This is a genomic window from Hymenobacter sedentarius, from assembly GCF_001507645.1.
Classification (GTDB): Bacteria; Bacteroidota; Bacteroidia; order Cytophagales; family Hymenobacteraceae; genus Hymenobacter; species Hymenobacter sedentarius.
The window spans coordinates 1,708,638-1,723,675 of record NZ_CP013909.1 but is presented as its reverse complement, the minus strand read 5'-3'; the positions used below and the strand labels follow the sequence as shown (position 1 = coordinate 1,723,675).

Here is a 15,038-nt window from a genome sequence, read left to right as displayed (position 1 = left end):
AATTGAGCTAGCTCAACGAAGCGACCGTCATGCTTCGGCTGCGCTCAGCATGACGGTCGAAAGGCAATAAAAAAGGGCTCCCAATCGGGAGCCCTTTTTTATTGATTGCTTAGTCGGATTAATACGGCTTGGCGTCGTGTGCAATGGCTTCGGCTTCATGCACGGCGGCCGAGGCTTTGCTTTCGTTGGCTTGCGTGGCGCCGGCGTTACCGTTGCGGGCGTTTTGCAGGCCCTCGGCCAGGCGACGGCCCCAATCGGCGTCGCACTGGCTGCAGAGGTCAATCATCTTGTCCTGGATGACCTGGGCGGCGTCGGCGAGGGCGCCGGTCATGTTGTTGATGAGGTCGTTGCGCTCCCATTCTTCGTGCAGGCGGTAGCGCTCACCGGCTTGCTTGAAGTTGTTGGTGCGGTCGATGGCCTGGCGCACCAGGCGGCCTTCGTACGCCGGCATGTGCTCGGCACCGGCGCGGGGCGACTCTTTCAGGCCCTGCAGGCTGCTGGGCTCGTAGTTCACGTGCAGGTTCTGGCCGGGGGCCGAGTCTACGTGGTAGGCCATCTGGCCATCGCGCTGGTTGGTGGCCACGTGCTTTTTGGGCGCGTTGATGGGCAGCTGCAAGTAGTTGGTGCCCACGCGGTAGCGTTGGGTGTCAGAGTACGAGAAGGTGCGGCCCTGCAGCATCTTATCATCCGAGAAGTCGAGGCCGTCGACCAGGACGCCGGTACCGAACGCGGCCTGCTCTACTTCGGCGAAGTAGTTTTCGGGGTTTTTGTTCAGCGTCATCTTGCCCACGGGCAGGTGTGGGAACTGGTCTTCGGGCCAGATTTTGGTGTCATCCAGCGGGTCGAAGTCCAGCTCCGGGTGCTCGTCGTCGCTCATAATCTGCACGCGAAGCTCCCACTGCGGGAAGTTGCCGGCCTTGATGGCCTCGTACAAATCCTGGGTGGCGTGGTTGAAGTTCTTGGCCTGAATGGCTTCGGCTTCGGGCTGCGTGAGGTTCTTGATGCCTTGCAGGGGCTCCCAGTGGTACTTCACCAGCACGCCCACGCCTTCTTTGTTCACCCACTTATAGGTGTTCACGCCGGAGCCTTGCATCTGGCGGTAGTTGGCCGGAATGCCCCAGGGCGAGAACAGGAACGACACCATGTGCATGGCCTCGGGCGTGTTGCAGATAAAGTCGAAAATCCGTTCGCCGCTCTGGCGGTTGGTTACCGGGTCGGGCTTCTGCGAGTGAATCAGGTCCGGGAACTTGAGGGCGTCGCGGATGAAGAACACCTTCAGGTTGTTGCCCACCAGGTCCCAGTTGCCGTCTTCGGTGTAGAATTTTACCGCGAAGCCGCGCGGGTCGCGCAGGGTTTCGGGCGAGTGGCCGCCGTGGCCCACCGTGGAGAAGCGCACAAACACTGGGGTTTCCTTGCCGGGCGTGTTGAACAGCTTGGCGCGGGTGTACTTGTCAATGGCCTCGTCGCCCACTTTGCCGTAGGCTTCGAAGATGCCGTGGGCACCCGCGCCGCGGGCGTGCACCACCCGCTCGGGCACCCGCTCGCGGTCGAAGTGGCTGATTTTCTCCAGGAACTGGTAGTTCTCCAGGGTGGCCGGGCCGCGGTTGCCCACGGTGCGCAGGTTCTGGTTGTCGTAGACGGGGTGGCCCTGGCGGGTGGTCAGCGTGTTGGCGTTTTCGCCGGCAGCCAAACGGCCGTCCTGCGAGCTGCCCGCTCCGGTCACGGCCGTACCGTTTTCGCCGGCGTTGGCGCCGCGCGTCTGGTCTTGCTCTTGACTCATAGATTGGTGAGTTAAAAAAGTTGAAAGAATAACAACGTATGCTGCGCAAATAACGCCATTAATGGGGTGGTTGTTTGAAATCGTTGCCCCCAAAATAGCGTAGGCAAGGGAGCATTAATGCTGCTGTGTGCGTAAATGAGACGTGTTGCTCAGCAAAATTGAGCTGACATGATTCGGGCTTTTTCCGGAGCAATTGAGCTGCTGAGCCGCTTTTTTCTTTCCCAGCGCCTCGCTATCCGTTGCCTGACGGCCGGCATTGCTTCCTGAGTTTAACGAAAATTAGGCGCGGGTGCCGCGCACAATTCGGGGCTTGCCGAACATATCGGCCAGCACGCGCACGTCCGCGTAGCCGTGCTCGATGAGCAGGGCCGCGGTGTCGGGGCCCAGGGCTTCGTTGATTTCCAGGTACAACCCACCCCCGGGCCGCAGCAGCTCGTGGCCCAGGTCGCGCAGGCGGCGGTAGAAGAGCAGCGGGTCATCGTCGGGCACAAACAGGGCGGTGGCGGGCTCCCAGGCCAGTACGTTATCCCGCATCAGGGGCCGCTCGCTTTCGCGTACATAGGGCGGATTGCTTACCAGCACATCCAGCGTGCCCGGAGCCACTCCGGCGGGCAGGCTTTGTAAGATATCTACTTGCTGAAAGACCACCGTGGGGGCATAGCGGGCGGCGTTGCGGCGCGCTACGGCCAGGGCCGCTTCCGAAATATCCACCGCCAGCACATCGACCTGGGGCAGGGCATCGGCCAGGGCAATGGCCAAGCACCCCGAACCGGTGCCCACGTCGAGTACGTGGAGGCCGGGGCGGCCCTGCTGTTCCAGGGTTATCACCCGCACCAGCTCTTCGGTTTCGGGGCGCGGGATGAGCGTGGCCGGGGTTACTTCCAGGGTCATTTCGCCAAAAAACGCCTGGCCCAGCACGTACTGCACCGGCTCGTGAGCCAGCAGCCGCTCCTGCAGGGCCGGCAGCGCCGCCAGGGCTTCGGGCGGCACGGTTTCCTGGGCGTCCATCATCCGCTGCAGCGAGTCCATATCGAGCAGGTACTCCACCACCAGCGTGGCAATGGCCTGGGCTTCGCGCTCGGGATAAGTGGGTTGCAGCGCGTTGGCTAGGGCAGTGGTGAATTCGCGGACGGTCATCGGCACAAATGTAGGCCTTCGGCGAAGCTACGCCCCTCTCCCTACCTTCGCGGGCATGAAACCAGACGACGCCCTTTTCATGCGCCGCGCCCTCGATTTGGCGCACCTCGGCACCGGTTACGCGCGGCCCAACCCGCTAGTGGGCTGCGTGGCCACGCACCAGGGCCGCATCATTGGCGAGGGCTGGCACCGGCAGTACGGCGGGCCCCACGCCGAAGTAAACGCGCTGGCCGCGGTAGCCGACCAGGCCTTGTTGCGCGAAAGCCGCGTGTACGTGACCCTGGAGCCCTGCGCCCACCACGGCAAAACGCCGCCCTGCGCCGACTTGCTCATTGCCAAGGGCGTGCCCGAGGTGGTTATCTGCAACGAGGACCCGTTCCCGCTGGTAGCCGGCCGCGGCATAGATAAGTTGCGCGCCGCTGGCGTGCGGGTAGAAACCGGGCTGCTGGCCCCGGAAGGCCGGTGGCTCAACCGCCGGTTCTTCAAATTCCACGAGCAGAAGCGCCCTTACCTGGTGCTGAAGTGGGCCGAAACTGCCGATGGCTTTCTGGCCGGGCGGTATTTCCAGCCCGTGCAAATCAGCAGCCCGCAGGCAGGCTTGCTCACCCACCAGTGGCGGGCCGAGGAACAGGCCATTTTGGTGGGCACGCGCACGGCCCTGCACGACAACCCCCGCCTGAACGTGCGCGACTGGCCTGGCCCCCAGCCCACGCGCCTCGTTATCGACAAAAACCTGAGCTTGCCGCCCACGCACAACCTGCTCGACGGCTCGCAGCCCACCCTTATCTACACCTACCGGCAGCCCCGCCACACCACCAACCTCGACCTGGTCACGCTATCCGAAGCCGACGACCTGATTCCCCAGGTGCTGGCCGACTTGTATCAGCGCCAGATTCTATCCGTCTTTGTCGAAGGCGGGCCCACGGTTCTGAATGCACTGATAAACGCCGGGCTCTGGGACGAGATTCGGGTGTTCCGGGCGCCGATGCAGCTCGGCCAGGGCATTGCGGCGCCCCGGGTTGGGCTGGGCCATTTGCGCAGCCGCGAGAACGTTGGGCCCGATGAACTGTTCTGGTACGTGAATGATAAATAATGCGAGCTAGGGCCGCGCAAGCATTAACTGTAATGCGCAGCCCAACTCAGCGAATAACCCTTTGTCAACCTCCTCAACCGCGCGATTTTTCCTATTCGCGCTACCTTCCTCATGGCTGAAAACCTCACCCTCGACACCACGCTCACCAAAGCCGAGCAATACCAGCAGCTGCTGCCACAAATCGAAGCCCTCACCACCGGCGAGCCGGACCTGACCGCCAACCTGGCCAATACCGCGGCGGCGCTGCGGCAGGCCTTCGGGTTTTTCTGGGTAGGCTTCTACCTGGTGAAAGGCGATGAGCTGGTGCTGGGCCCCTTCCAGGGCCCGATTGCGTGCACCCGCATTCGACACGGCAAGGGCGTGTGCGGCGCCAGCTGGGCGCAGGCCCAAACCATGCTGGTGCCCGACGTAGACGCCTTCCCCGGCCACATTGCCTGCAGCTCCGATTCTAAATCGGAAATTGTGGTGCCCATTCTGAAAGACGGCCGCGTGGTAGCCGTGCTCGATGTGGACAGCGACCAGCTCAACGACTTCGACCAAGCCGACCAGGCGGCGCTGGAGCAGCTCATGCAGCTGGCAGCCCAGTGGTTTTAAGCTAACATTGCGGTCTCAGGCACCTTGTTTTTCTGCGTACTTCCATGAAAAAGCATTTCCATCCCCTCGGCGACTGGCGCCGCAACGTTTTGCTGATGGCCGCCGCCAGCAGCCTGGGCCTCACCGTACCGGCTTGCTCCAGCGACAACAACCGCGCGGATGAGAATGGCGCCGAAGCCAGCTGGGGCGGCCAGAGCTACAGCGAAGGCGTTATCACCGAAATGACTGAGGTGCAGCCCGGTGAGTGGAAGATTACCGCCGAGCGCCCCGCCGGCAAGGAAGAGGTAGCCGCCATTCTACACCACTTCGACGGCAAAATTGATACCCTGCAAGGCCAGGCCCTGCAGCGCCAAATGCAGGACTACAGCCGCGCAAACCCCGAAAACCGCGCCCAGGGCAATGGTATGATGGACGTGCTGATGTGGAGCGGCATCGGCTACATGGCTGGCCGCTTCCTCACGCCCAACCCCGGCTACTACGCCAACCCAGGCTTGCTGCAGCGCAACCAGACCTGGCGTGCCAACGTGGCCCGCGAGCGCCAGGACCAGGGCCGCGGCTTCTTCGGCCGGGGCTTTGCGGGCGGCCGCACCTCCCCCAACGCCGGCATTCAGGAAAGCCGCTCCACCCTGCGCAGCTCGCCCCGGCCCAGCTTCCGCAGCAGTGCGCCGTCCGGTCGCAGCAGCCGCTTCGGTAGCCGCGGCGGCTTCCGGGGGTTTGGCGGGTGATATTCATTTAACAGTTATCAATTAACATTTAACAGTTGTTGATTACCGTTTTATGGGCGACAAGCGCCTGGCATTATGCATTTTGATGTGCGAGTCGTTGAGTTTTAAATGTTAATTGATAACTGTTAAATGAAAATTAACCTCCTCCCGCTCACTGGCGATGTCTCGCCGGCCGTGCGCGCCCTCGGCTGGGACTGGGCCATTGAGGAAGCCTGCCAGAACTACGTGGCGCGCGAAGCCGTGCAGCTCTCCGAGAGTGAAGCCGAAACCCTACTGCAGGCCGCCGACACGCTTTACGACATGCTGGTGGAGGCCATTCCCGACCCAATACCGGATGCGTTGCTGCAGAAGCTGGCCATCCCCGCCAACTTGTGGGAGGTGGTGCGCCACTCCTGGCACGACGAGCGCCACTGGCACCTCTACGGCCGGTTCGACCTGGCAATGACGCCGGACGGCCCCAAGCTGCTGGAGTTCAATGCCGACACGGCCACCAGCCTGCCCGAAACGGCCGTGGTGCAGTGGGCCAGCCTGGTAGCGGCCGGCCAGTCCGACGAAGGCCGCCAGGCCAATGGCTTATTTGAGTGCCTCGAAGACCAGTTCCGCCACTGGCGCGCCCTCAGCAACGACCGGCAAGCCACGCTCCTGCTCGTGTACTTGCCGGGCAGCGCCGAAGACGAAGCCAACTGCGCCGTGCTGGCCGAAGCTGCCCGCGCCGCCCGCTTTGCCGACGTGCACATCTGCCCCATCGACGACATGAAGGTTTCGGTGCAGGGCGAAGACCGCGGTATCTGGGCCGAAACTGCCCCGGCGCAGTGGCAGCGGTTCGACTTTCTGTTCAAACTCGTGCCGTGGGAAATCCTGGCCGAAGAAGAACCCGAGCTCACCGCCGACCTCAGGCAGCTACAGCTCACGCGCAACGTGGTGATTGCCAACCCGGCCTACTGCCTGCTTTTCCAGAGCAAAGGCCTGCTGGCACATCTCTGGGACGTATTTCCACACCACCCGCTGCTGCTCGAAGCCAGCCTGGCTGCCCTGCCGGGGCACCACGTGCGCAAGCCTTTTTATGGGCGCGAGGGCCAGAACGTGGCGGAAATCCAGCCCAACGGCACCGCCAGCCTGGAAGTACCGGGCGAGTTTGCCCACCAGCCTTCGCTTTATCAGCGGTGGGCTGAGTTGCCCACCGATGCGCAAGGGCGCTTGTACCAGGCGGGCGTTTTCTGGGCGGGCGAGGCCTGCGCCATTGGCTTTCGGCGCGAGGCGGGCTTGATTACCAACCTCTCCGAGTTTGTGCCGCACCTGCTGGGCTGAATCCTGGGCTTCTCCAGGGCGAATTTTTCACCAGTTTTTATCAGGCCTAACATTACGCAAAAAGCCCGGCTGCAGCGATGCAGCCGGGCTTTTTTAGCTCAACAGGCTCGTAGAGTTTACTGCACTTTGAGCTGGCAAATCACGGTTTCCCCGCCTTTTACTTTCTGGCCCAATTCCACTTTTACTTCGGTATCGAGCGGCACAAAGACGTCGACGCGGGAGCCGAACTTGATAAAGCCAAACTCCTCGCCCTGGCTCACTTCGTCGCCTTCGTTCACGTACCACACGATGCGGCGGGCCATGGCCCCCGCAATCTGGCGGAACAGCACCAGCGGGCCGGCGTCGCTTTCTACCACCACGGTGGTGCGCTCGTTCTGCGAGCTGCTTTTGGGGTGCCAGGCCACTAGGTAGTTGCCGGGGTGGTACTTGAAGTATTTCACGATGCCCGAAATCGGGTTGCGCGTCACGTGCACGTTGATGGGCGACATGAAGATGCTGATTTGCTTGCGCTCATCCTCAAAATACTCGGGCTCGAACACGTTTTCAATCACCACCACCTTGCCATCGGCGGGGGCCAGCAGCAGGTCTTCGTGGGTGAACAGGTGGCGGAACGGACTCCGAAAAAACTGCAGAATCAACAAGAAGACAATGACCGTGGCCCCGGCAAATAGCCGGTTCACCAAGTCGGCACCCTTATTAAACTGAAATACCAATAAGTTGAGCGCCAGCAAAACCAGCAGCGTGACGAATAGGATACGTCTTCCTTCTTTGTGAATCTTCATGCGAATTGCGAAACGGGCCGCCGGGGGTGCAAGTTAAAGCCCTCTTTCTAAACAACGGCCCACCTTACCGCAACGGGTAAAGTGGGCCGTATGTTCGCTAAGGGCGCCCAGCATAGGCTGGACGCTGCCTTCAACCGGATTAACGCAATACCAGCGCCAACGGTTGGGGTTATGTTTTTAGAAGCCGCCGCGGAACTTGTAGGTCTGGGCTACTTTGTCGATGGCCACGACGTAGGCCGCGATGCGCATCGGAATCTTGTATTTCTGGCTGGTCTGGTACACTTTCTCAAACGCATCCGACATGATGCGGTCGGCGCGCTCGGTCACCATGTCCAGGCTCCATTTGAAGCCCTGCTTGTTCTGCACCCACTCGAAGTACGACACCGTAACGCCCCCAGAGTTGGCGAGGATGTCCGGCACCACCATGATGCCCTTCTCGTTAATAATCGGGTCGGCCGAGGCCGAGGTGGGGCCGTTGGCGCCTTCCACAATCAGCTTGGCTTTGATTTTGTGGGCGTTGTGCTCCGTAATCACGTCCTCAACCGCGGCGGGCACAATCATGTCCACGTCGGATATCAGCAGGTCGTTGGGGTCCATCGGCGTGGCGCCTTCGAAGCCTTCGAGGCGGCCGTTGTGAGCGTTTTTGTAAGCTACTGCCTCGTCGATGTTGATGCCGGCCTCGTTCCAGTAAGCGCCCGAGATGTCGGATACGCCCTTGATTTTAACGCCCTGAGCATGTAGCAGAATCGCTGCCCAGGAACCCACGTTGCCAAAGCCTTGGATGGCCGCCGATACGTCGGTCGGCTTCAGGCCCAGCTTTTTGAGGGCGGCCAGGGCCGATACCATTACGCCGCGGCCGGTGGCCTCGGTGCGGCCCAGCGAGCCGCCCATTACCAGGGGCTTGCCCGTTACCACAGCCGGCGAGGTCATGCCGTTGGTCTTGGAGAATTCGTCCATCAGCCAGGCCATTTCGCGGGGACCGGTGCCCATATCGGGAGCCGGAATGTCGCGGTCGGGGCCGAAGATGTCCTTCAGGGCCAGGGTATAGCCGCGGGTCATGCGCTCAATCTCGCCGGCGCTCATTTTGGTGGGGTCACAGATGATGCCGCCTTTTGCTCCGCCGTACGGGATGTCAACCACGGCGCACTTCCAGGTCATCCAGGCCGCGAGGGCCTTCACCTCGTCGAGGTGCACGTTTACGTCGTAACGAATACCGCCTTTGCTCGGCCCCAGAATTGTGTTGTGAATAACGCGGTAGCCCTCAAAAACCCGGATATTGCCGTCGTCCATCGTCACCGGAATATTCACAATCACTTGCTTATCCGGTGCTTTGAGCACGTTGTACGTTGCATCGTCGAGCCCCAGAATGTCCGCCGCAATGTTGAAGCGCGACATCATCGATTCGAGCGGATTTTCGCGGTCCATTATCGGAGCCGGCTCTTTATACACGGTATGGGTTGCCATTCGGGATATGGTTAGTGGGAAAGTGTTGGGTGGGAGTGTGCGTACGGTTTAGGGCCGCAAAGGTATTGGTTTTGCCAGGATGAAAGGTGAATTGGGTGCAAACGTTTGCGGCGTTTTCTGCAAGTTTTTCATTGTGAGACGGCTCAGGCTTTTCTCGCTAAGCCGCAGCCCACAGCAATCAGCCTGTCATTGCGAGCGCAGCGCGGCAATCCTTCCTCTCTACCCGTGACCAACGCCCTTTTGCCACAACGCAATTTATTCAACAGCAAAAAACCTCGGCACTGCGCAGTACCGAGGCTTTTCGAATCCTTTGGGTTGATCACAAAGAGAGGACGGATTGCCGCGCTGCGCTCGCCATGGCAGATGTTCCTCTTACCCCGCCAGCAGCTGCAGCAGCGCCAGCATGGGCAGCACCAGCAGGAAGGCATCGAACCGGTCGAGCAGGCCGCCGTGGCCGGGCATAATGCTGCCCGAATCCTTCACGCCCATGCTGCGCTTGAGCATGGATTCGGCCAGATCACCAATGGGGGCAAAAATGGCCACCACGCCCGCCGCAGCCAGCCGGTGGACCAGCGGCATATCGGGCAATAGGTAGCCCAGCGCCCACCCCACGGCCAGAGTGAGCAGAAAACCGCCCACCCAGCCTTCCCAGGTTTTGCCGGGCGAGATGTTGGGGGCCATTTTGTGCTTGCCCAGGGTTCGGCCGGCGGCATACGCGCCAATGTCAGAAGCCCAGATGAGGAAGAGCAGGGCGAATATGCGGCGGTAGTCGTAGCCGCCTTCGCCCTGGGCCAGCAGCGGCAGCAAGGCCATGGGCAGCCCAATGTAAAACAGGCCTGCCAGGGCCGCGCCCACGTTGCCAAAAGGGCTGGGATAGCGCGGCCAGAGCAGCAGCTCCCGCAGCACCAGTAGCACCGGAACCAGCACCGCCAAGCCCGACCAGAGCAGGCGTAGGTACAAGCCGTTGATGGCGCTAAAGAACGATTCCAACGAATCGACCAAGCCGGATGGGCCGTACCCGGTGTGCGCAAACCAGAACGTGCCCACAAACAGCAGCCACCCAGTGCCGATGCCCAACACCCCGGCGGGGTGCAAGCCGCTGCCCCGCATCATCCGGTAGAACTCCCACAGCATCACCGCCTGCACAAAGGCGAAAAACAGCCCAAACGTCCAGGGGCTAAACCAGACGCTGCCCAGCAGCAGCGCGGCGCCAATTACGCCGTAGATGACCCGCAGGCGCAGGTTGCTGGGGCCAGGCTTGGTATCGGTGGGAGCAGGTGAAACAGGGGTAATCGGAGGCGTAGAATCGGACAACTCGGAAGGATAAGGAGGAAATAAAGACAACTGGGCCGCGGCGCTAGGCCGAGGGCTTGGGGCTGCGCACCTCGATGCCGCGGTGGCTAAGCGTGAGCATGTGGGTGGGAGCGGCCGGTGCGCTCATGCGCTCCTGCAGAAAATAAAGCAGCCCCACGCTGAGCAGCGCCGACGGCACCACCAGCCACCACGGCAGCGCCTCGGTGGCATCGGGGTCGAAGCCCCAGCCGAAATGGCCGTGCTGGGTGAGGTACAGAATCAGAAGCTGAAAGGCATTCTGGGTGAAGTGCGCGGCCATGCTCACCAGAATATTGCCGCTCCAGAGGTACAAATAGCCCAACACCAGCCCCAGCACAAACCGGGGCACAAACCCAAAAAACTGAAAGTGAATGGCGCTGAAAATGGCCGCCCCCAGCCACACACCCACGTGCGGCGAAAACCAGCGCACCAGGTTTTTCTGAATCACGCCGCGAAACACCAGCTCCTCGCTCACGGCCGGCACCAGCGCAATGACCAAAAGCGCCGCCAGGAAACGCCCGTTGGTGCTGAAGCGCGTGAGAAACTGGGTGATGTTCTGGGCGCGGTCTTCGCTGGCCCGGGCCCACACCTCAAACTCGTGCAGTACAGCGGGGAAATGCACAGCCGCATTCCAGGCAATGAGGGTGGACATGAAGGGCAAAATGACCACAATGAGCAAGGCCGCGGCCACCAGCCACCAGCCCGCGCCCAGCCGCCGGGGGTTGAAGTACTCGGCCCAGCTGTAGCCCAAGGCCGAGGCCAGCGCCAGCGCGCCACCCGCGCAAGCCGAAAACAACAGCACCCCCTGTGCCATCATCAGCAGGCCCCAGCCTTGTGGGAAGGCCGCGGGGTAGGTCATCACCTTGCTCACTTCCGGCACCGAGAGCCCAAACCCAACCTTGGCCCAGGCAAATATCACGGCGTAGCCCACGCAGGCGCCGGCCACCAGCAGCACCAGCAGCATCAATATCTGAAGGCCAGGGTGCAGTGCACGGGGCAGGAAACCTTTCATGGACGGGGACTAGTTGGGAAGGGCGTAAATTTACCGCAGTTTTTAACTTTAGGCTTGTTTAAAACAAGCAAACGAGAACGTCATGCTGAGCGCAGCCGAAGCATCTCGCGTGCAATAGTAATTCAATCGTTGAACCAAGCGAGCGAGATGCTTCGGCTGCGCTCAGCATGACGTTCTACAATAAAACGTATACCCAGTGGTTAAAATAGGCAACATCCAGCTCCCCGACTTCCCGCTTTTGCTCGCTCCCATGGAGGACGTGAGCGACCCACCCTTCCGCGCAGTGTGCAAGGCCAACGGGGCTGATTTGATGTACACCGAATTCATTTCGTCGGAAGGCCTGATTCGGGCCGCGGCCAAGAGCCGCAAGAAGCTCGATGTGTTTGACTACGAGCGGCCCATCGGCATTCAGCTCTTCGGCTCCGATGTGGAAACTATGGGCGAGTGCGCGGCCATCAGCACCGAGGCCGGCCCCGACCTGATTGACATCAACTACGGCTGCCCGGTGAAGCAGGTGGCCTGCCGGGGCGCCGGGGCCGCGCTGCTGCGCGACGTGCCCAAGATGGTAGAGATGACGGCCGCCGTCATCCGCAACACCCATCTGCCCGTGACGGTGAAAACCCGCCTGGGCTGGGACGACGGCACCAAAAACGTGGAGGAAGTGGCCGAGCGCCTGCAGGACATCGGCATCGCGGCCCTCACCGTGCATGGCCGCACCCGCGTGCAGCTCTACAAGGGCGAGGCCGACTGGCGCCTCATCGCCAAAATCAAGGACAACCCGCGCATCCACATCCCCATCTTCGGCAACGGCGACATCACCTCGCCCGAAAAAGCCAAGGAATACCAGAACCGCTACGGCGTCGACGGCGTGATGGTGGGCCGCGCCAGCATTGGCTACCCATGGATTTTCCGCGAAATCAAGCACTACGTGGCCACCGGCGAGCTACTAGCCCCGCCCACGCTGGAAGAGCGGGTGGCCGTGTGCCAGATGCACTTCGATAAGAGCATTGAGTGGAAGGGCCCCAAAGTGGGCATCTTCGAAATGCGCCGCCATTACGCCCACTATTTCCGCGGGCTGGAGGGCGCCAAAGCCTGGCGCACCCGCCTGGTAGATGCCGAAACCTCCGACGTGGTGCTGGAGATTCTACAGGAAATTGCCAGCAGCGAAGCCGTGATGGTGGGCTGAGCTGCTAGCCAATCAAGGCCTGGTACTTCCCTAAAGGCCGTCATGCTGAGCGTAGCCGAAGCATCTCTACCTCAATACTAATTCCATCAACGGGGTTAGTTACGCAGTAGAGATGCTCCGACAAGCTCAACATGACGGCCTTCTTTACTACGTTCAACGCTATGCCGGGCCGCTTTGTACTAACGTTGGGCTAACTGGCGTTCCTTTGCCTGCCCCGTACTGCTGATTGATGAACCTGATTCCAATTTACGACCAAAAATCCCGCCTCAAAATCCTGATTGCGGTGCTGGCCCTGATCATTGGGTCGGCTACCGTCATCTACACCAACCGGCTGGTGCAGCGCGTATCGGAACGCGAGCAGCAGCAGATTCAGCTTTACGCCAAGGCCCAGGAGTTCATCATCAACTCCGAACAAGACTCGAATACCCTCTTCGTATTCAATGAGATAATAAACGCGAATGCCACCATTCCGGTCATTCTCAGCAGCGACGGCAAGGATATCATCGCGGCCAAGAACATCAACATGCCGGCGCACCTGTCGCCGGCCGATTCGGTTACGCTGCTCGCGAGCGAGCTCCTGCTCATGAAGCAGCAGCACCAGCCCATTGTGGTGAAATTTGGGGCCGGGCAGGTCAACTACATCTACTACCGCGACTCGCAGCTGCTGCAGCAATTGCGCACCTACCCGCTGGTGCAGCTCGTGGTGATTGGCTGCCTGGGCATCATTGCCTATTTCGCGTTCAGCTCCTCGCGCCGCGCCGAGCAAAACCGCGTGTGGGTGGGCCTGGCCAAGGAAACGGCTCACCAGCTGGGCACGCCGCTCAGCAGCCTGGTGGGCTGGCAGAACTACCTCCGCGACTCCGAGCGCTTCAAGGACGAGCCCATTGTGGAGGAGTTGGGCAAGGACATCCGGCGGCTGGAAATCATCACCGAGCGATTCAGCAACATCGGCTCCGTGCCGGTGCTGAAGGACGAAAACCTCTACCACACCACCCGCAACGCCATCGAATACCTCCAAAGCCGGGTATCAAAAAAAGTGGTGTTCAAGATTGAATCCGACCTGCCCCTCGATACGCCCGCCCGCATCAATGTGCCGCTGTTTGACTGGGTCATCGAAAACATCTGCAAAAACGCCGTAGACGCCATGGACGGCCGCGGCTCCATCACGCTGCACCTGCGCCGCGTGCGCACCCGCCGCACCTGGTACCGCCGCAGCAAGCCCACCCGCCAGGTCGCCATCGACATCACCGATACCGGCAAGGGTATCCCCAAAAACAAGCTCGAGAGCGTGTTCATGCCCGGCTTCACCACCAAAAAACGCGGCTGGGGCCTGGGCCTGGCCCTGGCCAAGCGCATCATCGAGAACTACCACGAAGGCAAGCTCTTTGTGAAATGGAGCGAAGTAGGCCGCGGCACCACCTTCCGGCTGATACTGAACCAGTAGGTTTCATTTAGCAGTTATCAATTAACATTTAACAGCCGTTCTGACGGGTCTCTGTGGTCCTTCAGAACGGCTGTTAAATGTTAATTGATAACTGCTAAATGAATCACCGATTCGTGATTTCCACGTAGGCGTTGCCTTTCACCGGCTGGCCGTTGCGGGTTCCGGTCACGCGGCACATGCCTTCCCAATAGTACAAGTTCAGGACTTTGAAGAGGCGCAGGCCCAGTTCCTGGTTGGGTACCAGCGGTGTCACGGTTAGCTCGTAGCCTTTGCTGGGCACGCTCACGTGCCAGGTGGCGGGGTATTTTTTCTTGGATTTGGGGCTGGTCCAGTACGTGAGGGGTTCGAGTTTGAATTCGGTTTCGGCCAGGTGTAGGTTTTCGCCTTGGGCGCCGAAGTGCGAGCCGCCGCCGATGTGCTGGCCGGTCTTGGTGTCGTGCACGGCGTATAGCATCAGTTCTTCCTTGGGCTCGTCGAGCTGCAGGCTGAGCCAGTCCCAGGCCACGTTTTTCTTGTTTACGCCGCCGCAGTTCCATTGCCGGTCGTACCAGAGGTCGCCGGTTACCTGGTGGATTTTGCCGCCTGCTTCGATGGTGCCGGTGGCGGCTAAGCGCGGGAAGCTGTAGTAGCCGGCCTGGGCCACGGCCCCATATTGCTCGTAGCCGGTGCCGCCGTGCAGCAGGGCGGGCTTGGCCGGCGTGGTGGTCAGGTTGATGGCCTGGCCGGCGTGGTCGGCCATGCGGGCCAGCAGCTGGTAGCGGCCCTCCTGCCCGGTGAGGGTCCAGATTTGGGCGGCCTTCTGCCCGGTGAGGTTGATGGGCAGCGCGGCGGTGAGCGGCGCCGCAAGCTTGTCCAGCTTGTAGTCGTAGCGAAACTGCTGGGTCTGCGGGTCGGTCAGGGCGAAGTTTACCATCTGGTAATCCTGCTTGCCATCGGGATTGAAGTGAAAGAAAACGTATTCCACGCCGAAGGTCTCGCCGCTGGCCACGTCCTTGAGATGGCCCGTGAAATACCACCACTCCAGCGAGTTTTTGACGTGCGGGGCCTCCTCCAGCGGCAGTTGGGCCTGGCCCGGAAAAAGGTCGTGCCGCGTGGTAGGCTTGAGGATAGAGCAGGCCGAAGCCAGAACGAGCAGCAGGGATAAGCGCAAGAATTTCATACCCTGCCACAAGGATTTTGCG

At 61.0% G+C, this 15,038-nt stretch carries 13 protein-coding genes; 6 read left to right on the top strand and 7 right to left on the bottom strand.

Annotated elements, in window-relative coordinates:
* Positions 1–118 precede the first annotated feature (118 nt).
* Both AUC43_RS07105 and prmC read right to left on the bottom strand, forming a co-directional pair.
* Positions 119–1,780 carry a catalase gene (locus tag AUC43_RS07105; protein ID WP_068191408.1) on the bottom strand — a complete coding sequence of 554 codons (1,662 nt, stop codon included), beginning with the start codon at positions 1,778–1,780 and terminating at the stop codon, positions 119–121.
* Between the two features lie 279 nt (positions 1,781–2,059).
* Positions 2,060–2,917, bottom strand: coding sequence for a peptide chain release factor N(5)-glutamine methyltransferase (gene prmC, locus AUC43_RS07100; RefSeq protein WP_068191407.1), 858 nt, complete (start codon positions 2,915–2,917; stop codon positions 2,060–2,062).
* A gap of 55 nt (positions 2,918–2,972) precedes the next feature.
* On the opposite strand from prmC, the gene ribD reads away from it, so the two are divergent.
* The 4 genes from ribD to AUC43_RS07080 all read left to right on the top strand — a co-directional run bounded on the left by ribD (position 2,973) and on the right by AUC43_RS07080 (position 6,637).
* On the top strand, positions 2,973–4,010 hold the full coding sequence (gene ribD / locus AUC43_RS07095) for a bifunctional diaminohydroxyphosphoribosylaminopyrimidine deaminase/5-amino-6-(5-phosphoribosylamino)uracil reductase RibD (protein ID WP_068191405.1): 1,038 nt from the start codon (positions 2,973–2,975) through the stop codon (positions 4,008–4,010).
* Between the two features lie 111 nt (positions 4,011–4,121).
* On the top strand, positions 4,122–4,604 hold the full coding sequence (locus AUC43_RS07090; RefSeq protein WP_068191404.1) for a GAF domain-containing protein: 483 nt from the start codon (positions 4,122–4,124) through the stop codon (positions 4,602–4,604).
* Positions 4,605–4,648: 44 nt separating this feature from the next.
* Positions 4,649–5,329 (top strand): Cj0371 family chemotaxis-regulating polar lipoprotein, encoded by a 681-nt coding sequence (locus AUC43_RS07085; protein ID WP_068191402.1) that lies wholly within the window; start codon positions 4,649–4,651, stop codon positions 5,327–5,329.
* A gap of 129 nt (positions 5,330–5,458) precedes the next feature.
* Positions 5,459–6,637, top strand: a complete 1,179-nt coding sequence (locus tag AUC43_RS07080) for a glutathionylspermidine synthase family protein (protein ID WP_068191400.1) — start codon at positions 5,459–5,461, stop codon at positions 6,635–6,637.
* 116 nt (positions 6,638–6,753) lie between these two features.
* On the opposite strand, the gene AUC43_RS07075 is transcribed toward AUC43_RS07080, so the two are convergent.
* The 4 genes from AUC43_RS07075 to AUC43_RS07060 form a co-directional block, all read right to left on the bottom strand.
* Positions 6,754–7,419 carry a phosphatidylserine decarboxylase family protein gene (locus AUC43_RS07075; protein WP_068191397.1) on the bottom strand — a complete coding sequence of 222 codons (666 nt, stop codon included), beginning with the start codon at positions 7,417–7,419 and terminating at the stop codon, positions 6,754–6,756.
* Positions 7,420–7,596: 177 nt separating this feature from the next.
* Positions 7,597–8,883, bottom strand: coding sequence for a Glu/Leu/Phe/Val family dehydrogenase (locus AUC43_RS07070; RefSeq protein WP_068191395.1), 1,287 nt, complete (start codon positions 8,881–8,883; stop codon positions 7,597–7,599).
* A gap of 372 nt (positions 8,884–9,255) precedes the next feature.
* On the bottom strand, positions 9,256–10,197 hold the full coding sequence (locus AUC43_RS07065) for a phosphatidate cytidylyltransferase (protein ID WP_068191394.1): 942 nt from the start codon (positions 10,195–10,197) through the stop codon (positions 9,256–9,258).
* 43 nt (positions 10,198–10,240) lie between these two features.
* Complete coding sequence (locus tag AUC43_RS07060) at positions 10,241–11,227, bottom strand: CPBP family intramembrane glutamic endopeptidase (protein WP_082684962.1); 987 nt, start codon at positions 11,225–11,227, stop codon at positions 10,241–10,243.
* 196 nt (positions 11,228–11,423) lie between these two features.
* Between AUC43_RS07060 and dusB the strand changes: the two genes are divergently transcribed.
* Together dusB and AUC43_RS07050 are read left to right on the top strand one after the other, a co-directional pair.
* Positions 11,424–12,413 (top strand): tRNA dihydrouridine synthase DusB, encoded by a 990-nt coding sequence (dusB, locus tag AUC43_RS07055; protein WP_068191389.1) that lies wholly within the window; start codon positions 11,424–11,426, stop codon positions 12,411–12,413.
* Between the two features lie 229 nt (positions 12,414–12,642).
* Positions 12,643–13,857 carry an ATP-binding protein gene (locus AUC43_RS07050; protein WP_068191388.1) on the top strand — a complete coding sequence of 405 codons (1,215 nt, stop codon included), beginning with the start codon at positions 12,643–12,645 and terminating at the stop codon, positions 13,855–13,857.
* Positions 13,858–13,960: 103 nt separating this feature from the next.
* On the opposite strand, the gene AUC43_RS07045 is transcribed toward AUC43_RS07050, so the two are convergent.
* Positions 13,961–15,016 carry a lipocalin family protein gene (locus AUC43_RS07045; RefSeq protein ID WP_068191386.1) on the bottom strand — a complete coding sequence of 352 codons (1,056 nt, stop codon included), beginning with the start codon at positions 15,014–15,016 and terminating at the stop codon, positions 13,961–13,963.
* Positions 15,017–15,038 lie beyond the last annotated feature (22 nt).